The sequence below is a fragment of the Anatilimnocola floriformis genome (assembly GCF_024256385.1).
Lineage (GTDB): Bacteria > Planctomycetota > Planctomycetia > Pirellulales > Pirellulaceae > Anatilimnocola > Anatilimnocola floriformis.
In genome coordinates, this window is the sequence record NZ_JAMLFW010000001.1 from 5,349,402 (window position 1) to 5,373,315 (window position 23,914).

The window sequence follows — 23,914 nt, forward strand, 5'->3', positions numbered from 1 at the left end:
TTCGTTTCTTAACGTAGCCGTCTCATCTTACCGATATTAAACGTATCAACACCCCGCCAAAGTTGCCTGACCGTCATCCCCCACCGGGTATCCCCGGCAAACTGCAGGCAACTCACCCTTTGATCCTTTCATCTTGCGGAGCCAACATGGTGGCCAGCGCCCTCCCCATCGAAGATCTGGAAGGTTTGCGTCGTTACGTTCAAGAATCCCTGTGTGAGCAAAATCACTTAGAGCTTGGTGCTTTTGAGATGTCCGAACGAATCCTGGTCCGCGGCAAGCGGCCTTGCGGTTTGTTCTTTTGCTTGCACGGTCCTCGCAGCGTCAAGCTGACGGCGATCTGGGAAACCGATCGTAACACGATTTTGTTTTACAACTCGCAAGGCGAGCGAATTCACAAAACGAGCCTGCTGCGGGCTCCGAAGTTCGCTCCGGCGGAAGTGGCCTAAAGCCACGTTGACTTATGGGCCTTCGCGACTGGCGAAGGCAGACGTCTTCTCGCTGCGGGAAGACCTTGGATGGTTCGGTTCGATTGACCCACGCCTTTCGCGGAGCGAAAGGCACAGAAATTCATCACACATTTAATACACGGAGGTAGGTTCCATGCTCGTACTATCGCGGAAAGAGACCGAGAGAATTCGCTTGGGTGATTCGATTGTCGTGACCGTTGTCCGGGTTTCCGGCGACAAGGTTCGACTGGGAATCGACGCGCCCCCGAATGTGGTAGTCCTGCGCGAAGAACTCGAGCCCCTGCCGGCCGCGGATGTGTCGATGGATGAAATGGCGCTGGGGCTGAGCTAGGCCAGTCGTTCGGAGCCGACGCTGCCAGCGTCGGTGATGAATTGGCCATCATTTTGGAGGCGCCGCTGCTGGCAGCAGCGGGTACCAAGCCCCCGCGCCGGCTGCCCTTGTTGGTTGCGGCGCAACATCTTAAGATTACGGCGCGGGGGGAATCTAGCCCGGCGCTGGGCACGGATTTGTTGCTGCGAGTACGCAGGCTTGTTGCTGCGAATGCTTCCTAGCACTGCGTTGCAGCATTGCATTGCCAGGTTCCCGCCCTCGTTGTTTTAAGGAGCGGGTCTTGAGCGGATTGTTAGCTTTTCTCTACCTCAGCACACTGCTGCTCGCACAGGCCTCTGACGACGCCGCGCCGGCCAAAGCCGAAGCGCCGCCAGTTGCCGCCCAGGCACCCGCTGCGAAAGCGCCAGCTACGCAAACGCCGGCTGTCAAAGCAGATGCCAAGCCACGCACCGTCGATGACACGGGCGACCCCAGTTCGGAAGAACCAGCGCCAGCCGCCAATAATGGTGGTGGCGGTTTGACCGACGCTCTGTTCAGCACTTATGCGCTGCCTCTCGGCGCGATGCTGTTGCTCATGTATTTCATGTTGCTGCGGCCTGAGCAAAAGAAGCGGAAGGAAGTCGAGTCGACTCTCTCCAATCTGAAGAAGAACGATCACATCGTCACCATCGGCGGCATTTGCGGCACGGTGGTGAATATTTCGCCGAATTCGACGTACATCACCATCAAGGTAGATGAGTCGAACAACACCCGGCTCAAGATTCTTCGTTCCGCCGTGGCCCGCGTGGGCCAGGTGGAAGATGTGGACAACAAGATCGAAACCAAAAAGGAGTCGGCGTAGAGACGCCCTCCACGAGCAGAGCCTGATCCCAGTTTCGACAGGCCGCTCCTTCTGCCGGCGATGGGCCGGAAGTGTTGATTCATTCCGTTCGTGTTTTGGGATATCGTGACATGCTCTCCCCTTTCTTTCTTTCGCTGCTGGCCGCCGAAAACCGCATTCTGGAGAAACTGCCTCCGATCTTCGGCCTGCCGACGGAACTGCTGCTGCCGTTAGTGCTGATCATCGTGTCGATGATCCTCGGCGTGATGTACGGCAAAAGCATCCGCATGGAAGATCACGGCTGGAAGCTCGGCCTGATCGCGGCCAGCTTTCTGGCTTCGCTGGCCATCATTCTCTTCTGGGAATACAAACTGGGCGTCGACCTGCAAGGCGGGGCGATTCTCGTGTACGAAGTCGACGAAAAACTCACGGCCGACAACCATCCGCAGGGCCGGGCCGACGACTGGAAAATGTCCGACCTGATGGAAGTTCTCAAGCGGCGTTTGAATCCCGACGGTTTGAAGGAAATCGTCATTCGCCCCTTCGGCCCGAAGCAAATCGAAATCGTCGTTCCTGAAGTGGATGCGGCGGAAATTGAAGAGCTGAAGAACAACATCACCAACGCCGGCGTGCTCCGCTTTTTGATTCTCGCCGACAATGCGACACGCGACGGCGCCATCTGGGACGCTGCACGCGAACAATTGCTGTCGAATGAGACGCGGGTCCGCATGGATCGCAATGTGAAAGACCCCAATGATCCCAAGGAAGATAAACGGATCATCGGCTTCTGGGCCGAAGTGAAGCGCAAGCCCGGCACCGCCGAGCCGCAAGACTTTGTCGAAGGCTCGGCCCTCAGCGGCTTGACGTTGCTCCGCGACGGCGACACCGGCGTGCTGATTCCCATCGATCGAACGGTGCAAGATCAACAAGAGTTTGGCGCGAGCCCGGTGCAGTTCTTTTACAAGCGCGGAATCAAGAAGGTGCAGGTCCTGATGGCTTGCGATCCTGAAGTCGACATCCGCGGCAGCGACCTGGCCAGCGCGTCCGAGAGCATGGATGAAAGTGGTCGCCCCTGCATCGATTTTCAAATGAAGGTCGATAGCGTTTGGAAAATGAGCGAAATGACCGGCTCGAATCGCCCGGTTGGCGCGGTGACTCGCAAGCTCGGCATCATCTGGGACGGTGTGCTCGAATCGGCTCCGTCAATCCAAAGCCAAATCAATCAACGCGGTCAGATCACGGGCGCCTTCAGCCACAAGGAAGTGCGTGAAAAGGTCGAACTGCTCCGCTCGGGAAGTATGCCGGTCGTGCTGTCGCATGAGCCGATCAGCGATGACCGCATCGGCGCCACACTGGGCGCCGACACGGTTCGCAAAGGCAGCTCGTCGATCATGATCGCCCTGGCGATTGTGTTCGGCTTTGTGATGTTCTATTACCGCACGGGTGGTGCGATTGCCTGCTTCGCGCTGGGGCTCAACCTGTTGCTAACCGTGGCCCTGATGTTTGCCATGCGGGCGCCGTTCACGCTTCCGGGCTTGGCGGGGCTCGTGCTGACGGTCGGTATGTCGGTCGACTCCAACGTGCTGGTTTACGAGCGACTACGCGAAGAAATGGAACGCGGGGCTTCGCTCCGAATGGCCATTCGCAACGGCTTTGATAAGGCCTTTGTGACGATCGTCGACTCGAACGTGACGGTCTTGCTCACCTCGATCATCTTGTACGTCATCGGTACCGATCAGGTCCGCGGCTTCGGCATGACGGTTATGTTGGGTGTGATCACCAGCATGTTCACCGGCGTGTTCGCCTCCCGCGTCCTGCTCGAAGTGGGCGAGAAGGCTTATCGCTGGACCACGATGGGCATGGTGAAGTGGTTCACGCATCCCAACATCGACTGGATGAAGCTCTTTATTCCGACGTCGATTGCCTCGGCAATCATCATCGTGATTGGCCTCGTGGGCGTCGTTGCCCGTGGCGCCGGCATTCTCGATGTCGACTTGAACGGCGGTACGAGCGTGCAGTTCGTGCTCGATCCCAAGGAATATCCCGATCCGACCGATCCCGAGGTTCGTGAAATCCTGGAGAAGGCCTTTGACAAAGTAAAGGTTGGTAAGGACGGTAAACTTGCCGACACCGGCGATAGCGTTGAACACAACGTTTATCAGACCTTCTCGGGTTCGACAGCCGATGGTGAAAAGGGCAAGGAACTGAAGTTCTGGAAGGTCGACAGTTCACTCACGGAAGTCGCCGATCTGCAAAAGGTCGTCCGCGATGCCTTCCGTAAGGACGGCCGCGAAGGCATTCAAACGTATGCGTTGACGGCTGGCGAAATCAAGGAAGTCGCTGCGGAGACTCCCGTCACCCCGCCAGCCCTTCCTCCTGTCGGCCCAACCACGCCGCCTGACGCTCCGGATTCTCCCAAACTGGAAGCACCGAAGAATGATCCGCCGAAGGTAGAGACTCCCAAGACTGAAACGCCTAAGACCGAAACTCCCAAAGAAGAGCCGAAGGCGGAAACTCCAACGGAACCCAAGAAGGAAGAACCAAAGGCCGAAACTCCGAAAACGGAAACTCCCAAGGCCGAAACGCCGAAGGCCGACGAACCGAAGAAGTCGGAAGGAGAAGATTCGTCCGATTGCCAACCGGCTGAGGAAAAGAAGGACGAACCCAAGAAAGAAGAAGCTAAGTCTGACGACAAGAAACCAGAAGATCCCAAGCCGGAGCCGGCTGCCACTGAACCGGCGAAGCCAGAGCCCGCCAAGCCGGAGCCGACTAAGGTCGAACCGGTTGTCCCGGCTGTTGATCCTGCCGGTCAGATTCCGCCGGTGCCTCCTGTTGTTCCCGCGCAACCGGCAAAGGGCGCCACTGCTCGCTCGCAAGTGCAGATCAACCTCGAAAGCAAGATCAACGCGAACGCGTTGCTCGAACGCATCAGCGCTGCCGCGGAGAAGACGATTGGCCGCAAGGTATCAGCCGAGTTGTCTGCCCGCGGTTGGAACGGCGTCGACAACTCGGCCTACACCGAATGGCAAATCTCCTTGCCGCTCGCCAAGGACGATGCGTCGAAGACGATGGTGCAATTGGAACAAGACCTCGAGAAGGAACCGGTTTGGCAGACATCGAGCAAGATCGGTGGCCAGGTCGCCGGTGACACGCAATATCGCGCGTTGTTCGCGATCATCGGCAGCCTCTTTGTGATGATCCTTTACATGTGGATTCGCTTCCACAAGATCAGCTGGGGCATCGCGGCTGCAGTTGCTCTCGCCCACGACGCGCTCGTGATGCTGGGTGCGATCGCGATCAGCTACTGGCTGGCGCCGGTGCTGGGCTTTATGCAGGTCGAAGAGTTCAAAATCAGCCTTCCGGTAGTGGCGGCGTTTTTGACCCTCATCGGTTATTCGGTCAACGACACGATCGTGATCTTCGACCGCGTTCGCGAACTCCGCGGCAAGAGCCCGGTGTTGACCGGCCAGATGGTGAACGACGCGGTCAATCAAACGCTCAGCCGGACCTTCCTCACGGGCGGTCTGACGCTGGTCGTGGTGATCATCCTGTACTTCTTCGGCGGCTCGGGCATTCACGCGTTTGCGTTCTCGCTCGTGGTCGGCGTGATCAGCGGGTCGTACAGCACGGTGTTCATCGCCGCGCCGCTGCTGGTGTACCTGATCGGTCTCGATCAAGAAGAAGGTCAGAAGAAGAAGCTGCCGCCGAGCGAAACCCGCGGCGCGGCTTAACGACGTAGGCCGGACCGAGCGGTACTCCGCGCTGTTCCGGCATGGACTGCGAAAGAACGTGCAATTGCCAATCCCGCCGGAACCTCGCTGAGTACAGCTAGTTCCGGCCTACAAGGCTACTGCCATGCACGACCGCCGCACCTTTCTCGCCGGAACCGCTGCCACGATCATGGGAGGATCGCTTGTGAGTAGTGCAACAGCAGCGGAAGGGCGCTTCGCAATCGCTCTGCACGGTGGCGCGGGAACCGAGCCCGAAAAGATGACCGCTGACGAACGGAAGGCCATGGAAGCCTCGCTCGGCAAAGCACTCGATGTGGGTCTCGAGATCTTGCAGAAGAAGGGGAGCAGCCTCGACGCCGTCGAGCAAGTGATCCGCGCTCTCGAAAACGATCCGCTCTACAACGCCGGTCGCGGCGCGTGCTTCAACCATGTCGGTAAGCACGAACTCGATGCCTCGATCATGGATGGCAGCAACAAAGCCTGTGGCGCGGTCGCGGTAGTTCGCACCGTTCGCAACCCGATTACGCTTGCTCGCCTTGTGATGACCAAAACGCGGCACGTCCTGCTGATCGGCGATGGGGCCGAGGCCTTTGCCGATGAGATGCAGGTGCCACGCGTCGAGAACAGTTACTTCTCGACCGATTTCCAGCGGAAGAAATGGGAAGAAGCCAAGGCTCGCGAAAAAGCAAAGCAAGCCGATACGACAAAGAAGATGGGAACTGTCGGCTGTGTCGCGCTCGATGTGAATGGGAACCTCGCAGCCGGCACGAGCACCGGTGGCATCACAAACAAGCGCTGGGGCCGCATCGGCGATTCGCCCATCATCGGTGCCGGCAACTACGCCGATAACAGCACCGTGGCCATCTCCTGCACTGGCACCGGTGAGGAGTTTATCCGCCACAGCATCGCCCACGAAGTTGCAGTCCGCGTTGGCTATAAGGGCGAGACGTTGCCCGCCGCCGTTGATCATGTGCTCCGCAAGATCTTGAAGCCTGACGATGGCGGCTTGATCGCGGTCAGCAAGACCGGCGAGATCGTGATGGACTTTACCACCGACGGCATGGCCCGCGCAGCCGCTGACTCGACCGGCAAACGCGAAATCAAGCTCGGCCGGTAGTCGCCGAAGTTTCTGCCGGCAGCAGCGCGAGGGTTTCTCGTAGGCTCGCGCTGAGTTCCGCTGCCGCCGCTTGAACTCGTGGCCAACATTCCGCCACGCGGGCAGCCGAGACTCCTTCCGCGGCAGCTTCCAATTCTTGTGCTGCGTCGACCAATTCGCTGGCATCGAAATTCGCGGCTTGCCCCTTTAGCAAATGCGACGCGCGAGCGAGTTGGCTGAATTGTTGCTGCGTGGCGAATTGCTGGAGCTGCTGCAGACTCTCCGGCAATTGCTCAAGGAAGATCGTTGCTACATCGCGAAACAATTCCCAGTTTCCTTGCAACCGAGCGAGTGTTGCACTCCAGCGCGAGTCATCACGGCTAGCGGTCTCGGATCGCGATTGAACGGATAACTGCTGGCGGAGCTGATCGATGCTCACGGGCTTGATGAGGATGCGATCCACGCCAGCGGCTTGCAGTTTTTCTGCGGCGATGCCTGCCGCGGCAGAGATTGCCACGATCGGCGTGCGCGTCTGCTGCTGCGTTGTCTCCCACGAGCGAATCCGTCGGGCGACATCCAGGCCATCGAGCCCCGGCATGTGCCAGTCGAGCAGGACCAGGTCGAATGACTGTTCCTGAAAGAGGTCCACGGCTTGCATGCCATCGGCCGCCACGACCGCCGTGTGCCCCAGCTTCTGCAGAAAATCGACCAGCAGGCGCTGATTGACAATATCGTCGTCGGCGAGCAACACGCGGCAGCTGGCAAGCGGTTGCTCGACCTCGGTTGCTGCCGGCAAATTCTGTGTGCCTTGCACATCAGCAGTCGGCAGTTCGAACCAAAAGCAACTTCCCGCGCCAGGGCTACTCTCGACTCCGATGCGGCCGTTCATCAGTTCGACGAGGCCGGCGGAAATGGCCAAGCCCAAGCCGACGCCGGAAAACTCCCGCCGCGAACCGTCATCGACCTGCGTGAACGCGGCGAAGATTTTGTGCTGCATCTCGAGCAGAATTCCCGGCCCCGCGTCTCGCACCTCGACTCGCAGCGATTCTTCCTGCTGAGCAATGCTGAGCGAGATGCTGCCGCGCTCGGTGAATTTCACCGCGTTGCCGAGCAGATTCAGCAGCACTTGTTGCACCCGCAGCGGATCGCCCGCCGCGAAGAGTTCTGCAGCAGGCTTCGTATACTCCACTCGCAATTGCTTGCGCGCTGCCAGCGGCTGAACCATCGCGATCGAGCGCTCGGCGAGGGCTCGCAAATCGCAAGCTGTCGGTTGCACCCGCAATTTGCCGGCCTGGATGCAGGCCAGATCGAGCAAGTCGTTGACGAGGCCGAGCAGCGCGCGGGCCGACTCTTGCATGGTGTCGACCTGCATCCGCTGTGCAGGATCCAGCGGCGATTCGAGTGCAAGCTCGGCGTTGCCGAGAATCGCATGCAGCGGATTCCGCAACTCATGGCTGAGCGTGGCCAGGAACCGCGTCTTCTGTTCGTTGGCCGACTCCGCCGCTTCCTTGGCAATTCGCAGTTCGTGGGCAGCTTGATGAATGCTTTGCACGGCGGGGCGGAAGACGAGAAAGCCCTCGCCAATGAGAACGACGAGGGTGAGCGTCAGCAGCAACCACTCGATGCGCTGCAACCGGGCGACGCGAGCCTGGGCCTCGCGATCGAGCTGAAACACCGCCGCATCCATTGCTCCCAGATAAACGGGCTCTCGGGCGAGCAGCGTTTGCAGTTGTGCTTGCTGTACGGCAGGATCTTTCGTGGCGACTAACTTTTCCGCAGCAGCAGCCATCTCATCAATGATCGGCTGCAGTTTGGCGACTTCAGCGCTGGCTGGCTGCAGGCCAAGGTGCGAGCGCTGCCAGAGTTCAAGCGTGCTGCGAATCTCAGTAGCGCGATTGCTTTGTTCGGCCTGGTCAGCAGCGTGTGTCCAAGCCAGCGCGGCCTTGGTCAACTTTTGGCTGAGCATCCGTTGGCGGCCGGATATGTTGACGATCGTCGAATCGCCCCGTTGTTGCTGCAGTGCCCGCTGCACGAGCAATTGCCCCGTGATCGATAGCGCCGCGACGGCGGTGAGAGCTGCGACATAAAGCCAGGTGAGTCGCGCTGTACGGCGATCGAGTCGCAAGTCAGAAGGTGAAGGGCTCATCAACACGGGCCCAGCGTTCACGAGGCGAGTTCTTCGATGTCGTGCGGGCGTTCTTCGTCGGCCGCCTGCTCGTCACTTGTTGCATCATCGCTCGCCGCAGGGAGAATTCCCAGCGAACGGAGCTTCTTCCGCAAATTGCCACGAGTAATGCCGAGGATCCGCGCAGCGCGAGCTTGATTGCCAGCCGTGCTCTCGAGCACGCGGGCGACTACGTGCCGTTCCATCTCGGCGATGGCTTCGCTGTAAACCTGGGTCGATTCGCGCTCGAGTCGTGAATCGACAAACTGCTGCCAGTATTCAGCAGAAAGTTTCCCCGCGGCGGGCGTCGTGGTGCTGGATCCATCGCGGCGGAGCGACTTCAGCAACGAGCCACTGGCGAGAACTGTGCCGGTGTTTTCGATCAACGCCTGATGCAGCACGCTCTGCAGTTCATCGAGATTGCCGGGCCAATCGTGCTCGACGAGAAGTTCGATGGCTTCGGGCGAAACACGCACTTGCTGCTGGTTGTGCTGCGTGCTGAAGTGCATGAACCGCTGCACAAAGTGATCAACCAGCGCCGGCAAATCTTCGCGCCGTTGTCGCAGCGGCGGTAGCGTGATTGAGAGCGAGCGGAGTGCGTAATACAAGTCCGCCCGAAACTGACGTGCGGCAACGAGCGGCTCCAAGTCCTGCGAGGTGGTGCAGAGGAGTCGCACATTGGTCGCAATCTGCCGGCCGAAGTTGCCGCGCTCGAACGTGCCCGTGGTGAGCAAACGAAAGAGCTTGCTTTGGACCAGCGGCGATAGTTCGGAAATTTCTTCCAGCAGCAGTGTGCCATCGTTGCATTGTTCAAGACGGCCGACGTATTCGCCGCTGCCGGGCGTATCGAGGCCGAAGAGTTCTTGATCGAGCTGCAACGGTTCGAAGTCGTTGCATTTGACAACACGAAACGCCTTATCGCTGCGTGCGCTGTTTTGATAGATGGCGCGGGCGGCCAGCGCCTTGCCGGTGCCAGTTTCGCCTTGCAGCAACACGGGCACATCGCGCGCGGACGCACGGCCGATGGCTTTGAAAACTTCCGACATCAGCGGACCGTGGCCGACGAGGGCTTCGAGTGTGTTCTCCCGAGCGGTCATTTCCGCGGCGATGACGACAGGCTCATGCATCAGGCGGCGGGCTTCGAGCGCGAGCTGAACCTGGTGCTCGAGCACGGCGAGATCGAGCGGCTTGTGCAAATAATCGAACGCGCCGCGCTTCATGGCTTCGATGGCAGTCTGACTGGTGCCTCGCGCGGTGATGAAGATCACCGGCAAATGCGGATCCAACTTGCGGGCCTCCGCGAGCACGGCGAGGCCATCGAGATCGGGCAACACATTGTCGAGAATCAACACGCTAGGACGCTGAGCGAGTTGCGCGAGGGCTTGTTCACCCGAGCGCGCCGACAAGTGCGTGAATCGTTCGCCATCGAAGAGGCTTTGCGTCAAACGAATCACCAGCGGGTCGTCGTCGACGACCAGGATGCGGGGAAGACGTTTGCCGCTCGCTGGTTGCATGGGTTGGATTCGCAAATCTAGAAATTGAGACCACCAGCAGTTTAGCAATCGGTATGCCGCTTGCTTGGTAACACACGCAGCACCGCAAAACGGGGCAAAAGTTTGAAAATGAACACTGGCGGCGGGGGAGTGGTGCGCAATTACTGGGCAATACAGCGCAGAGGATGGTCAGCCCCTCTCATCCTATCCCTCTCCCCGTAGTACCGAGGAGAGGGAGCACATTGCGTTAACGTCTTAGAAATTCCAGTGGTACTGCACGTAGAAGAAGTCGGCGCTGTTCGGCAATGCCGGAGCGGTCGAATAGTAGCTCCCCGCCCAGAAGTGCGAATAACCGACGAGCACATCCATGCGGTTGTTGAGCGAATACGTGGCGGTTAGATCGAGCTCATGCCCTAGATCGCGACCACCGCCGGGCGGCGGCACTTGCAAGTAGGGAGTCATGTTCACGTTGTAGGGCGTGTCGTTGCCGTTTTGCAGAAAGAAGTAGTAGTACCACGCGAGCAGCTTCAGCTTCTCGTGCGGCTGGCAGGTGAACTGCACGTTGGGCGTTTCGATGTTGCTCCGGCCGAAGAGATCCATGAAGCCCAGGTACTTGTGAGCCAGCGGAAAGAGTTGATTGAACCCTTGTCCTGCAGCGCGAACATCTCCACCCTCGGCCCAATCGTAGTAGGCCATGATCTGCGGCTTCCAGCAGTGATCGCTCCACTTGCGACCGAAGCCGGCAGTCCAGAAGGCGGCATCGTGACTGCTGCCTGAGGTGTTTTGGCCGAACTGATAGCCCCCTTCGAGTTCCCACAGCCAATCGCAATTGGTACCCAGCCAACGGCCGCCCAGCGTGGTGTACTGAAAGTTTTGTGGGGCCAGCGAATTGTTGAATTGAATCGCGTACAGATCGATCGTTTGATCCTTGATCGCCTTGTAAGTTCCCCACAAGCCGAAGAAGTCCTGCTGTTCGATCGGAGCATCGAAATTGCGTGGATCGACGGCGACCGGCTGCGTATAAAAGCCGTCGATATTCCAATCATCGTCGGTCCACATGAATTTCACGCCGTCAAAGGTGCGGCGAGTATTCGCCCAGTCGAGCGGCGAAATCAAACGCTCGCTGCCGTAAAGAAGTTCCTGCCGACCGACGCGGCCGGTCAACTTGCCACCGCAACAGTCTTCATGAACGACGTAATCGATGAAGCAGTTGAGCAAGTCCGAGCGGTTGACCTCGATCGCCCGCGGCAGAAAGAACTCGTTGTTGCTCTCGGCATCGAGATATTCGACGTAGGCGCGAAAGCGATCACCGATTTTCAAGTTGCCAAAGATCCGTGTGCGTTGCAGCAGAAAGTCGTCATCGTTATTCGACAAACCCAAGCCGCGATGGTTGCGCTCCATGTGGTAGCGGGCCCGATACTGCCCGCCGATATCGAGCGTCGAATTCTGCCCCAGCGGAATCGGAATCTGCTTGAGCGCATCCCCGGGATACCAGTCGTTGTAGAGGGGATTGTTGATGTACGAAAAATTGTTGTCGTAGAAGACGGGCTTGTAGGCCCCCTTCACCGCTTTGGCGAGGGCTTCCTTTTTCTTCTTCAGATCGGCGGCCGCTTTCTTCTTTTGGCATTCCGCGCAGTTGCAGCCGGGCGTCGGTGCCATCTCGGCAAGGTCGGCATGCACTGCCACGGGAAATTCCGCCGTGTCGCCGGTTGGCTCCGCAGACTGGTCTTCTGAGGGGGATTCGATTCCACCCAGGGAAAGGTTCTCGGCCGCAGACACGCGTATCGGGCCGCAGATAGCAACGAGCGACAGGAGCGCAGCAAAGGCGCGCAGCAGGAGACCGGCGTTCATAAGAAACTCTTGGGGGAGTTTGGTGGTAGGTAGTGAACGCTCTCCGCCGAGAGAGACTGGACAAACGCCGAAACGTTTATGCCGGGTATTCCAATCAATCGGGCCGCACGCGCGAAAATTGCATAACCGTGAGCTTGTTGCGACTATCCGGCACAGCCGGCAAACTCACTGCCTGTGAAAGCGCCAGCACGGCAGCAGAATGATTTCGCTGAATCCGCCAGTGGTCTCTTTGACACCACTTTCTACATGACGTAACGGCACGGGTGCTAAGCAACCGTGCTGCGCAACTTTGCAGCAACTGGCGTGAGTGCGCCTGGCGAAATCGCGCAGCAACATTCCGCAACTCGTTGTCGCATCATGGACTTGCTGCATTTCTTGGCGGCACTTGGCGGCTGTGCTTTTTTCTTTGGCACAGTGCTCGCGTAATAAGTGGCAGGCGGATGCGGGCGAGCGCGAAGTAACCAGCCCAGCGCTCGCATCACTCACTTCGAAACTCGGCAGAACAAAAGAATAACGATGCACTCCGCCCCTCGTTCAAAATCACCCTTGCAGCATCGGCGGACGTTTCTCGCAGGCTCGCTAAGCGCCGCAGCTGCCGCACTGCTGGCGGGCTGCGAATCGTCATCCACCGCAACGTCTGGTTCGCCAGTCGCGCCCGGAACGGTGCCCGCCGGCGCCATCGCTGGCGACGCTCCGGAAGTGCCGGAGCTGCGAATCGGCATCATCGCGCTCACCGATTGCTCGCCGTTTGTGATTGCTCATGAGAAAGGGCTGTTCGCGAAGTACGGCATTAAGTCGACGATCAGCAAGGGAGCCAGCTGGGCCGCGATTCGCGATGGCTTGCACAACAACGACATCCAAGCGACGCATTTGCTCTTTGGAATGCCCTTCGCTTCGACCATGGGTCTGCTCGGTGCGCCGAAGCGTCCCGTCGTGATTCCTTGGCTCCTCAATCGCAACGGCCAGGCCATCACACTGAAGGCAGACTTGAAAGGCAAAGTCGCCGCCGATCCGAAGGCTCTCAAGCCGCTGGTCGACGAAGCCAAGGTCGCCGGCAAACCCATGACGTTCGCCATGACGTTTCCACCCGGTACGCATGCGATGTGGATGCGTTACTACTTGGCCGCGGGCGGCATTCATCCGGATCAAGACGTCGCACTGTCGACCGTACCGCCGCCGCAGATGGTGGCCAACATGAAGGTCGGCAAGATGGACGGCTTTTGCGTCGGCGAACCGTGGGGCACACGCGCAATCGGCGATGGCATCGGTTTCACCGCGATCACTACGCAGGAAATTTGGAAGGACCATCCCGAAAAGGTGTGCGCCTTCACCGAGCCGTTTGCAGAGAAGAATCCGAAGACGGTGAAAGCGGTGCTGAAGGCGCTGCACGAAGCGAGCGTTTGGCTTGACGACATGGCCAATCGCCCGGAGCAAGCCCAGATCGTTTCGGCTCCTTCTTACATCAACTGCTCACCGGAAACGATTCTGGGCCGGCTCGAAGGGAAGTGCGACTACGGCGATGGCCGCATCAATAACGACCTGCCATACATGATCTTTCACGATCGCAACTGCAACTATCCACAAGCCAAGTACGGCCTGTGGTGGCTGTCGCAGTTCCGTCGCTGGGGCATGGTCGAAGGTACTCCTGATTACGCAGGCACAGTCAAGCGCGTGTTGCGGGCTGACATCTACGAAGAGGCGATGAAGGAAATCGGCTACTCGCATGGCGGTGCGAATAGCGAACCCGAAACACTCTTTGACGGTGTGACGTTTGATCCAGCGGATCCGGAAGCGTATGCCAAGTCATTCGCTGTAAACAACCTGAAAGGTTGATCGCACTGTAGCTGAATTCGCCAGAATTCAGATCCGTCTTTTTGCGAAAGTCTTCTGAATTCTGGCGAATTCAGCTACTGAGTAACCGCCATGCCTGATAAACGCTTTCCCTTCGATTACATCGTGCTGCCGCTGATCGCCATGATCGGCTGCGTGGTGATCTGGTCACTCATCAGCTCCCACATCGCTCCGGATCTGCCATCTCCGAGCAAAACCTGGGAGCAAAGCAAAGCATACGTCATGGCGCCGTTTGCAAAACGCGGCGAGCTCGATCAAGGGATTCTGCGGTTCACTTGGTACTCGCTGATTCTGGTCGCCAAGGGTTACACACTCGCGATCATCCTCGGCACGCCTCTCGGCTTTTTGCTCGGCATGTCGAAAATGGCCAGTCGGGCGATCGATCCACTGATCCAGATTCTGCGGCCCGTGTCGCCGCTCGCCTGGTTGCCGCTGGGCTTGCTCTTGTTTCAACGCTCAGAGCCCGCAGCCGTCTTCACGATTGCGATTTGCTCGATGTGGCCCACCGTGCTCAACACCGCCGTCGGCGTGCGAGCGATTCCACAGGACTATCTCAACGTCAGCAAAGTCCTGCGACTGTCGAAGTGGACGATGCTTTGGAAAGTGCTCCTCCCCGCCACGCTGCCGTACATGTTCACCGGGTTTCGTCTCAGCCTCGGCATCGCCTGGCTGGTGATTGTCGCTGCCGAGATGCTCACGGGAATTCCCGGCGTCGGTGGTTTTCTCTGGCAGGAATACAACAGCAACATTCACGCTCACATCATCCTCTGCATCCTCACGATCGGCGTTGTCGGCTTCGTGCTCGATCGCCTAATGAACGTCGTCGAGCAACGCCTAAAGGTTTCGATGTCGTCCTAACTACGAACTAAGAACCACGAACAAACAATTCGCATGTCCTACCTATCCCTCAATCACGTCACCAAATCCTTCGGCCCGCCGCAGCGGCGAAACGAAGTGCTGGCCAACGTCAACCTGCAAGTCGAGCGCGGCGAGTTCGTCGCGATTCTCGGCTATTCCGGCAGCGGCAAGACGACGCTCATCTCGCTGATCGCTGGTTTGCAAATGCCCGATCGGGGCGAAGTCCTCGTCGATGGCAAAGAAGTCACTGGCCCGGGCGATGATCGCGGCGTGGTCTTTCAAAACTATTCACTCCTACCCTGGTTGTCAGTTTTCGACAACGTGCTGCTCGGTGTGAACCAATCGCATCCGCACTGGAACACTCAGCAGAAACAGCTGCACGTCGAAAAGTATCTCGCCATGGTCAACCTGGCCGCCGCGCGCAACAAAAAGCCGCAGCAGCTTTCAGGTGGCATGAAACAACGTGTCGCAGTCGCTCGAGCACTCGCCATGAGCCCCGAGATCTTGCTTTTGGATGAGCCTCTGGCCGCACTCGACGCATTGACTCGTTCCACCCTGCAAGACGAGATCGAGCGCATCTGGGAACAAGAACGCAAGACCGTCGTGCTGATTACCAACCACGTCGACGAAGCGCTGTTGCTGGCCGATCGCATCGTGCCGCTCACGCCGGGACCGCGAGCCACTCTCGGGCCATCGTTCGTCGTCGATATTCCTCGCCCGCGCGATCGCAAGGGATTGAATCACGATCGCCGCTTTCAACAACTCCGCAGCGAAGTGACGGAATATCTGCTGAGCGTCAAAGCCAAGAGTTCCGCAGATGGCGTGCGCAACGCAGCTGCCATTGAAGTGCCTCAGCCGATCGAACTTCCTCCGCGTCGTCGCCTGTGGCCTGCATTTTCCTGGAGTGCCTTGACTGGTGCGCAGAAGAGCGTGTGAACAACGAAACTCTCCGCCGAGAGTCGAACTGAATGGCTGGGACTGCCGGGGCAGTATCCAGCAGTCCCAGCCTTCAGCCGTAGCCAGTTAACGAGTAAAGGTTTCCGATCATGGCCGGTTATGTCGAGTTGTTTCGCGTGGGCAAAAGCTATCCGTCGCCGAAAGGACCGGCGGTGATCGTGCACGACTTTTCGCTCAACATCGACCAGGGCGAGTTCGTCGCGCTGATCGGCCATTCGGGCTGCGGAAAAAGCACCGTGCTGAGCATGATCGCCGGTCTGAGCGAATGCACGACCGGCGCCATCGTCGTTGCCAATCGCGAAATCGACGGGCCAGGTCCGGATCGCGGCGTGGTCTTTCAATCGCCGTGCTTGCTTCCTTGGTTGAACGCACTCGAAAACGTACTGCTCGGAGTTGATCGGGTTTATCCGCATATTTCGCGGACGCAGCGGCGCGAGTTGGCTGCTTATCACCTGCAACTCGTCGGCTTGGGCGATTCGCTCGAACGGCGAGCCAATGAAATGTCGCAAGGGATGCAACAGCGCGTCGGCATTGCTCGCGCGTTTGCGATCTCACCGAAGATGCTTCTGCTTGACGAGCCGTTTGGCATGCTCGATTCATTGACGCGCATGGAACTGCAAGAAGTGCTCGCCGATCTGCTGGCCCGCGATCGAAAGACAAGCCTGATGGTGACTCACGACGTTGACGAAGCCCTGCTGATGGCCGATCGCATTGTGATGATGACCAGCGGCCCGGCAGCAACCATCGGCGAGATCGTTGACGTGCCGTTTGCTCGGCCGCGCAATCGCACAGCAGTTCTAAATCATCCCGACTACTATCCGCTTCGCGAACGGCTGATCGAATTCCTCGAAAATCAGGCGCACCAACCAGCGGAGCCCGGTGCCGTCGTTCGTTTTGACTCAGCCGAATCGGCTACCAGTACCCATCAACCTCAAACGGCTGCGGTAGCTCGCCGCGCATAGCATGTCTCTGTTCACTCCACTGCCGAAGATGCCGCCGATCGCAGCGACAAATACTGCGCCGTCGCTCATCGATTTGCTGCTCGCCGAGCAACAGACGTTGCCAGCCGTGCAGCGGTTTGCGGCCTGGCATGACGAGCACGAACAAGCTTGCCAGGTTCCCGCGCCACACGCTGCCTATCGTTCGCTCATCCCCCTCACCACGCCGGGCCCTGGTGAGCAGTACGCTTTTGAAGTTGATCTCGATGCCTGCTCGGGTTGCAAAGCCTGCGTTACGGCCTGCCATAGTTTGAATGGCCTTGATGAACATGAAACCTGGCGCGATGTCGGCCTGCTCCTGAGCAACGACGAGCGTCCCTCGCTGCAATACATCACCTCGGCCTGCCATCATTGCGTCGAACCGGCCTGCCTCGCCGGTTGCCCGGTGAAGGCCTACGACAAAGATCCCGTCACCGGCATCGTGCGGCACTTGGACGATCAATGCATCGGCTGCCAGTACTGCATCCTGATGTGCCCTTACGACGTGCCGAAGTATAGCCATTCGAAAGGGATCGTCCGCAAATGTGACATGTGTCGGCAACGTCTGGCCGCCGATGAAGCACCGGCCTGCGTCGGTGCTTGTCCGAATCAGGCGATTCGAATCACCACAGTGAAGAAGGCCGACATGATCGCCGCGGCGGCATCGGGGGATTTTCTGGCAAGTGCGCCAGATCCTCGGCAGACGATTCCGACCACGCGGTACATCTCGAATGAACTCACGCCAGTCGCGCAACAATCCTGGCAAGCCGCCGATGCAGCGCATGTGAAACCCGCGCACGCACATTGGCCACTCGTGGTGATGCTCGTGCTGACGCAAGCTTCGGTCGGCGTACTGCTGGCGGAGCGAATTCTCAGTTTTGCCACTTCGACTCATTCGCTGATTCTGCTGATCATTGCTTTGATCCTCGGCGGCGCTGGCGGACAAACGGCGGCGTTGCACCTGGGCCGTCCGTTTGGCGCTTGGCGAGCCTGGCTTGGACTGGGGACGAGTTGGCTGAGTCGCGAAATCGTGGTCTTCGGCGCTTACAGCGGACTCTTGGGAGCGGCCGTTGGACTCGAAATTGCTTTCACGCGCGGTTGGGTGGAACGGACTCCACTTACTGCGTGCGTAACTAGCGGTTTGGAATGGACCGCACTCCTGCTGGGTATCGCCGGCGTTTTCTCCTCCGCGATGATTTACGCCGTGACGCGTCGGCCCAGTTGGAACCTACTTCGTAGCGGCGGCAAATTCTTTCTTACTGCGCTGGTCTGCGCCGGTCTGGCCGCTGCCGCCAGCCACGGCGAGTTTTGGTTTGTCGCAATCGGCTTGGCTGTAACCAAGTTGCTGTATGAAGTCATGTGTAACTGGCATTCGCTCGATATGTATGGCCGCGTCAGCGATTTCTATTCGCCACTCGGCCAGGCCGCCCGTTTGGTTCGCGGACCGCTCGAACGATTGCAAGCTTTGCGGACTGCGATCGGTTGCATCTCGATCGGGGCCATGATTTTCACTGCGGCCATCAGCAGCGCAGGTACGAACGACAGGCTCGCTCTGATTGCGGCCGCAATCGTCGCGGTGCTCGTCATCGCGGGCGAAATGTGCGAGCGGACGCTCTTTTTCACGGCGATGTCGGCTCCCAAGATGCCGGGAGGAGTCGCCACATGAGCACTAAGGCAAATCATTTGTTGCGGCAGTGGGATGGCCCGCTCACACGCGATCTGGTTCTTTCGCCCGGCGAGTTCGGTCTCGGCCAGGTGCCGCTGAAGTTGTCGCCGAATCAAACGACGCGCACCGTCTGCGGCTATTGCTCGACCGGCTGCGGTCTGCAGGTTCACCTCCGCGACGGCGAAGCCATCAACCTAAGCCCAGCGACCGATTACCCAGTAAACATGGGGATGGCATGTCCCAAAGGTTGGGAAGCGCTGAGTGTTCTCAGCAGCAGCGATCGCGCCACCAAGCCACTCTTACGAAACGAACACGGCGAACTGCGAGAAACTACCTGGGAAGTCGCTCTCAAGACGTTCTGCGAGCGTTTCAAGCAAATCCAACAAACGCATGGACCAGGAAGCGTGGCACTGCTCGGCACCGGGCAAATCCCTGTCGAAGAAATGGTGTTGCTCGGCATCCTGTCGCGCTTCGGCATGAATTTTCAACACTGCGATAGCAACACGCGACAATGCATGGCCACCGCAGCCGTCGCTTACAAGCAGTCGTTCGGCTTCGATGCTCCGCCATATACCTACGACGACTTCGAGGAATCCGATCTGCTGATTTTCGTCGGAGCCAATCCGTGCGTCGGTCATCCGATCCTGTGGGAGCGCGTCCTGCGTAACCGCCGTGGTGGCAAGATTGTGGTGATCGATCCGCGACATACCGAAACGGCGCAAGCGTCGGACATGCATTTGCCGTTGCTGCCGAAGTCGGACCTGGCGTTGTTCTATGGTCTCGCGAATCAGCTAATTCAGTGCGGCGCGACGAACCACGCATTCATCGACGCGCACACGAACGGCTTCGCTGAATTCGCCGAGTTCGTCCAAGCCTGGCCGATCGAACGCGTCGTTCGAGAGACGGGATTATCTCGCAACGAACTGCATCAGCTCGTCGATTGGATCGCCATGGCCGAGCGAACTTCGTTCTGGTGGACGATGGGCGTCAATCAGAGTTATCAGGGAGTTCGCACCGCCCAGAGCCTAATCAATCTTGCCCTAATGACCGGCAACATCGGCCGACCAGGAACCGGCGCGAATTCGATCACGGGCCAATGCAACGCGATGGGTTCGCGAATTCTGAGCAATACTTCCACCCTCCTCGGCGGCCGCGATTTCGCCAACGCAGATCACCGGCGCGAAGTGGCGAACATTTTGCAGATTGACGAAGCGAAAATCCCAACGAGCAGTGGCTACACCTACGATCAGATTCTCGATGCTGTCGACCGCGGCGAGATTCGTGGGCTGTGGATGATCGCCACCAACACCGCTCACTCCTGGATGCAGCAGGAGAGAACGCGAGCGACGCTCGCCAAGCTCGATTTTCTCGTCGTGCAAGACATGTATCACTCCACGGAGTCAGCCCGGCAGGCTCATCTCGTGCTTCCCGCTGCTGGTTGGGGTGAGAAGGAGGGGACCTTCATCAACTCCGAACGCCGGATTGGCTTGCTGAAAAAAGTGGCTCGCGCGCCAGGGCAGGCTTTGGCGGATTTTTCGATCTTTCGCCTGATCGCGCATTTCTGGGGCTGCGAGGAACTGCTCGAGAACTACGATCAACCGGCGAAGGTTTTTCAGCTGATGAAAGAACTGACTCGCGGCCGCCCTTGCGACTTCAGCGGCATTGACGGCTATGAAATGCTCGAGCGGGCGGGCGGCATTCAGTGGCCGTTGCCGGCGGGAACCGAACTTAAGGAAACGGAACGCCGATTATTCGCCAACGGCAAATTCTTTCATGTCGACGGCCGGGCGAAGTTTCATTTCACCGAACCCCAGGCGATGCCGGAACCGGCCTGTGGGCAATTTCCTTTGGTATTGCTCACAGGCCGGGGCACTGTCTCGCAGTGGCACACGCAGACTCGCACCTCAAAGTCTGCCGTGCTGCGGAAGCTCTACCCCAAAGGCGCCTATATCGAGATTCATCCGCGCGATGCCCGCGAGCGCGGCATCGAATCGCTCGACCCGGTCGAAGTCGTCAGCCGCCGCGGCCGCACCTTGGTGAAAGCAATGGTCACGCCCACCGTCGGTCTCGGCCAGGTGTTTATGCCCATGCACTATCCCGAAACCAATGTCCACACGCTGCCGCATTTCGATCCGCACTCGCGGCAACCTTCGTACAAAGACGCTGCGGTGGAAGTCCGCTTGAGTCAGGAGAAACGCTCATGAGCGACTCAGCTACCGATCAGGGTTTCACGGCCGAACAGCAACAGTACCTGCAAGGGTTTTACGCAGGGTGCGAAGCGCTGCGTGCTTCGCCAGCACTGCCAACATTCGCCGCGACACTGGGCGTTTCGCCCACGGCGAAATCAGATAATTGCCCCGCTGACGAGCGTCGCTTGCACGCGAATGCGCAAGATAAAACCCTCGCCGAGGGAAAGAAGCTGTCGCCGGAAGAGCAAGCGAAGCGATCGAAAGACCCGTTTCAAATGTGGGATGAAATCGCGGCTAATGCTGCGGCCGGCAAGTTTCCCAAAGGGACTGATATCTTCCTGTACAAGTATCACGGCTTGTTCTTTGTCGCGCCGGCGCAGAACTCGTTCATGTGCCGAATGCGTTTCGCCGGCGGCATGACGAACTCGCATCAGCTCCGGGGCGTTGCAGACCTGGCCGAGCAATTCGGCGGCGGTTATGTCGATGTCACGACTCGGGCGAATCTGCAGATCCGTGAGATCAAAGCAGAGCATTCGATGGAGATCATCAACGGCCTGATCGATCTCGGGATCGTCGCTCGTGGCTCCGGCGCCGATAACATTCGGAACATCACCGCCACGCCGACAGCGGGAATCGATCCAGTCGAGCTTTTCGATGTGCGGCCGCTCTGCCGCGAGATGCATCATTACATCATCCAACATCCAGAGATGTACGGCCTGCCACGGAAGTTCAATATCGCCTTCGATGGTGGCGGCACGATCAGCGCGCTGGCCGACACGAACGACGTCGGCTTTTTTTCCGTGCGTGTCGGTGAAGGAAAGTGCCTGCCACCGGGCATCTATTTTCGGATGGAACTCGGTGGCATCACTGGCCATGGTGACTTTGCTCGCGATGCAGGAATTATGCTGAGAGCCGATCAGTGCGTGCAGGTCGCCGCGGCGGTTCTGAAAGTCTTTCTTCGTGAGGGTGATCGCACCGATCGCAAAAAGGCCCGGCTGAAATATGTCCTCGATCGATTTGGTCACGAAGGCTTCTTGAAAGAAGTCGAAAAGCTGCTGCCGCAACCGCTCACGCGGACTCCACTTCACGAATGCGAATCGCGTCAGAAAACAAATCCACTGGCGCACTTCGGCGCTCATCCACAGCGGCAAGAGGGTTTGCATTACGTCGGCGTCGTCCTGCCGGTCGGCCGCCTGCAGTGCGATCAGGTTCGCGGCCTGGCCGATATCGCGCAGCGTTACGGCAGCGGCACCGTTCGGCTGACGGTCTGGCAAAATCTGCTGATCTCCGATATTCGCACGTCTGATTTGCCGGACGTTGAAAAGGCGATCGAAGCCCTGGGACTGACGACGTCGGTGACCAATATTCGCGCTGGTCTCGTCGCTTGCACCGGCAATGCGGGGTGTCGTTTCGCTGCCGCAAACACCAAGTTGCATGCGAAGCAACTCGCCGAATATCTCGAGCAGCGTCTAGAACTCGATCAGCCGCTGAACATCCATCTCACTGGCTGTCATCACTCGTGCGCCCAGCACTACATCGGCGACATCGGGATGCTGGCGACAAAAGTGGCCGTTGGCGAGGAGATGGTTGAGGGCTATCACGTCTTCGTTGGCGGCGGCTATGGCGAGAATCGCGAGATCGGCCGGCAGATTGCGACGGGAGTTCCCGCCAGTGAACTGCCGCAGCTACTCGAGCGAATTCTGCTCCACTATCTATCCCACCGCAGCGACGATGAGCAATCCTTTCGAGATTGGTCTCGCGCTCAAGATCTGACTTCTCTCCTTTCAATCACCTCATCCCTTCAGCTCGCAGGAGCAGCCTGATGCTGACTCAGATTCCCGTCATCCCCGAATCGGCTCCGTTTAATTCGCAGCAGCGCGCCTGGCTAAACGGCTTTTTCGCGGCGATCCTAAGCGGCCAACAGCCGGGAGCAGTTGCCGCGAACGGTGGCATGACATTAAACGCGTCGCCTGCAGTTCCGATTGTCGAAGAAGAGTTCCCTTGGCATGACTCGTCGTTGCCGTTGACGGAACGTTTGTCACTTGCGGACGGACGTCCACTCGAACGTCAGTTGATGGCTGCGATGGCCCAGCTCAACTGCGGAGCCTGTGGCTATCTCTGCCAGACTTATTCCGAAGCCATTGCCCGCGGTGAGGAAAAAGACCTCACCAAATGCTCGCCCGGCGGCGGCGACACGGCGAAGGCGCTGAAACAACTCCTCGCGATCGGCGCGAAGAACGGCACGCCGACGAACGGTAACGGCAAGCCCGTGAATGGAACGGCGAACGGTTCCGCCAACGGACATGTGGCAGCAGCGGCGCAGAAATTCTCGCGCAGCAATCCTTTTGCCGCGAAGCTGGTGAGCAACGAACGTTTGACGGGCATCGATGCGCCGAAGGATACACGGCACGTCGTCATCGATCTCGTCGACTCGGGCTTGGAGTATCAACCGGGCGACAGCCTCGGTATTTTGCCGGCGAATTGTCCGGAACTGGTAAAGGAAGTCCTGCAGCAGTTGTCGGCGACCGGCCAGGAACAAGTGAAGAACGCAGCTGGCGAAATGAAACCGCTCGCCGAAGTGCTTTCGCACGAAGTCACGCTCGCGCGCTCGCGACCCGATCTCTTAGAATTGCTCGCGGGTTGCGCACAAGTCCCCGGTGAGCAAGAACAACTGAAAGTCGCGATCGCAGAAGGGGGTGGCAACCTCCTTGGTTTGGACGTCGCCGAATTACTCGCTGCATATCCTTCGGCGCGTCCGCCCATCGATGACTTTCTTAAAGTGCTCGCCAAATTGCAGCCGCGGTTGTATTCGATCTCGTCGTCGCCACGGCCGAATCCCAAGCAAGTAACGCTGACGGTCGGCGTCGTGAAATACGAGAGCCAGGGCCGCTGGAAGAACGGCGTGGCGTCGCATTTTCTCGGCGTCCGTTCCTTGCCCGGCGATGAAGTGCGAGTCTTCGTGCAGCCGTCGCCAAAGTTTCGATTGCCGAGCGACTCAAACACGCCGGTCATCATGGTTGGTCCTGGCACCGGCATCGCGCCGTTTCGAGCGTTTCTGCAAGAGCGGGCAGCGACCGGCGTGAAAGGTCCAACCTGGCTTTTCTTCGGCAATCAGCATTTTGAATACGACTTTTTGTACCGCGAAGAACTCTCGAACTGGCTAGATCAAGGCTACCTCTCCCGCCTTGATCTAGCCTTTTCCAGAGACCAGGCCGAGAAGATTTATGTGCAGCACAAGATGCTCGACAACGCCGCGGAGTTGTGGCAATGGCTACAGCAGGGAGCTCAGTTTTATGTCTGCGGCGATGCCAAGCGGATGGCTCAGGATGTCGATCAGGCCCTGCAAGCGATCGTCATGACGCAGGGTGGCAAGACCGGCGCCGAGGCAAAGCAGTACGTGGCCCAAATGGCGAAAGACAAACGGTATCATAAGGACGTTTACTAGCGTTCCCTATGCTCCGGA

The 23,914-nt window shown here is 58.8% G+C and carries 17 protein-coding genes; 13 read left to right on the forward strand and 4 right to left on the reverse strand.

Features of this window, described 5'->3' with window-relative positions:
• The first annotated feature begins 149 nt into the window (after window positions 1–149).
• From M9Q49_RS21080 to M9Q49_RS21100, 5 genes are all read left to right on the forward strand, one after another.
• Window positions 150–446 (forward strand): hypothetical protein, encoded by a 297-nt coding sequence (locus tag M9Q49_RS21080; protein WP_390844519.1) that lies wholly within the window; start codon window positions 150–152, stop codon window positions 444–446.
• 154 nt (window positions 447–600) lie between these two features.
• Window positions 601–798, forward strand: a complete 198-nt coding sequence (locus M9Q49_RS21085; protein WP_254510811.1) for a carbon storage regulator — start codon at window positions 601–603, stop codon at window positions 796–798.
• 280 nt (window positions 799–1,078) lie between these two features.
• Window positions 1,079–1,639: a preprotein translocase subunit YajC gene (gene yajC / locus M9Q49_RS21090; protein WP_254510812.1), complete on the forward strand. Its 561-nt coding sequence runs from the start codon at window positions 1,079–1,081 to the stop codon at window positions 1,637–1,639.
• Window positions 1,640–1,749: 110 nt separating this feature from the next.
• Window positions 1,750–5,349 (forward strand): protein translocase subunit SecD, encoded by a 3,600-nt coding sequence (secD, locus tag M9Q49_RS21095; RefSeq protein ID WP_254510813.1) that lies wholly within the window; start codon window positions 1,750–1,752, stop codon window positions 5,347–5,349.
• 124 nt (window positions 5,350–5,473) lie between these two features.
• Window positions 5,474–6,466: an isoaspartyl peptidase/L-asparaginase family protein gene (locus tag M9Q49_RS21100; protein ID WP_254510814.1), complete on the forward strand. Its 993-nt coding sequence runs from the start codon at window positions 5,474–5,476 to the stop codon at window positions 6,464–6,466.
• Here M9Q49_RS21100 and M9Q49_RS21105 read toward each other — a convergent pair.
• The 4 genes from M9Q49_RS21105 to M9Q49_RS21120 all read right to left on the reverse strand — a co-directional run bounded on the left by M9Q49_RS21105 (window position 6,450) and on the right by M9Q49_RS21120 (window position 12,475).
• The gene (locus M9Q49_RS21105) at window positions 6,450–8,612 is read right to left on the reverse strand and encodes an ATP-binding protein (RefSeq protein WP_254510815.1); all 2,163 of its coding nucleotides are present in this window, start codon (window positions 8,610–8,612) and stop codon (window positions 6,450–6,452) included. The genes M9Q49_RS21100 and M9Q49_RS21105 overlap by 17 nt on opposite strands.
• On the reverse strand, window positions 8,609–10,123 hold the full coding sequence (locus M9Q49_RS21110) for a sigma-54-dependent transcriptional regulator (protein ID WP_254510816.1): 1,515 nt from the start codon (window positions 10,121–10,123) through the stop codon (window positions 8,609–8,611). Before M9Q49_RS21110 ends, M9Q49_RS21105 begins: the two co-directional genes overlap by 4 nt.
• Before the next feature lie 234 nt (window positions 10,124–10,357).
• Window positions 10,358–11,953 carry an alginate export family protein gene (locus M9Q49_RS21115; protein WP_254510817.1) on the reverse strand — a complete coding sequence of 532 codons (1,596 nt, stop codon included), beginning with the start codon at window positions 11,951–11,953 and terminating at the stop codon, window positions 10,358–10,360.
• A 165-nt stretch (window positions 11,954–12,118) separates the two neighbouring features.
• Window positions 12,119–12,475: a hypothetical protein gene (locus M9Q49_RS21120; RefSeq protein WP_254510818.1), complete on the reverse strand. Its 357-nt coding sequence runs from the start codon at window positions 12,473–12,475 to the stop codon at window positions 12,119–12,121.
• On the opposite strand from M9Q49_RS21120, the gene M9Q49_RS21125 reads away from it, so the two are divergent.
• The 8 genes from M9Q49_RS21125 to M9Q49_RS21160 all read left to right on the forward strand — a co-directional run bounded on the left by M9Q49_RS21125 (window position 12,470) and on the right by M9Q49_RS21160 (window position 23,896).
• Complete coding sequence (locus tag M9Q49_RS21125) at window positions 12,470–13,786, forward strand: CmpA/NrtA family ABC transporter substrate-binding protein (protein ID WP_254510819.1); 1,317 nt, start codon at window positions 12,470–12,472, stop codon at window positions 13,784–13,786. The two genes, M9Q49_RS21120 and M9Q49_RS21125, sit on opposite strands and share 6 nt — an antisense overlap.
• A gap of 90 nt (window positions 13,787–13,876) precedes the next feature.
• Window positions 13,877–14,662 carry a nitrate ABC transporter permease gene (gene ntrB / locus M9Q49_RS21130; RefSeq protein WP_254510820.1) on the forward strand — a complete coding sequence of 262 codons (786 nt, stop codon included), beginning with the start codon at window positions 13,877–13,879 and terminating at the stop codon, window positions 14,660–14,662.
• A 33-nt stretch (window positions 14,663–14,695) separates the two neighbouring features.
• On the forward strand, window positions 14,696–15,598 hold the full coding sequence (locus M9Q49_RS21135; RefSeq protein WP_254510821.1) for an ABC transporter ATP-binding protein: 903 nt from the start codon (window positions 14,696–14,698) through the stop codon (window positions 15,596–15,598).
• Between the two features lie 110 nt (window positions 15,599–15,708).
• Window positions 15,709–16,581 carry an ABC transporter ATP-binding protein gene (locus tag M9Q49_RS21140; RefSeq protein ID WP_254510822.1) on the forward strand — a complete coding sequence of 291 codons (873 nt, stop codon included), beginning with the start codon at window positions 15,709–15,711 and terminating at the stop codon, window positions 16,579–16,581.
• 1 nt (window position 16,582) lies between these two features.
• Window positions 16,583–18,262 carry a DmsC/YnfH family molybdoenzyme membrane anchor subunit gene (locus tag M9Q49_RS21145; RefSeq protein WP_254510823.1) on the forward strand — a complete coding sequence of 560 codons (1,680 nt, stop codon included), beginning with the start codon at window positions 16,583–16,585 and terminating at the stop codon, window positions 18,260–18,262.
• Complete coding sequence (locus M9Q49_RS21150; RefSeq protein WP_254510824.1) at window positions 18,259–20,466, forward strand: molybdopterin oxidoreductase family protein; 2,208 nt, start codon at window positions 18,259–18,261, stop codon at window positions 20,464–20,466. Before M9Q49_RS21145 ends, M9Q49_RS21150 begins: the two co-directional genes overlap by 4 nt.
• The gene (locus M9Q49_RS21155) at window positions 20,463–22,274 is read left to right on the forward strand and encodes a NirA family protein (protein WP_254510825.1); all 1,812 of its coding nucleotides are present in this window, start codon (window positions 20,463–20,465) and stop codon (window positions 22,272–22,274) included. The genes M9Q49_RS21150 and M9Q49_RS21155 overlap by 4 nt, the downstream gene beginning before the upstream one ends.
• Window positions 22,274–23,896: a sulfite reductase subunit alpha gene (locus M9Q49_RS21160; RefSeq protein WP_254510826.1), complete on the forward strand. Its 1,623-nt coding sequence runs from the start codon at window positions 22,274–22,276 to the stop codon at window positions 23,894–23,896. The genes M9Q49_RS21155 and M9Q49_RS21160 overlap by 1 nt, the downstream gene beginning before the upstream one ends.
• The last annotated feature ends 18 nt before the right edge of the window (window positions 23,897–23,914 follow it).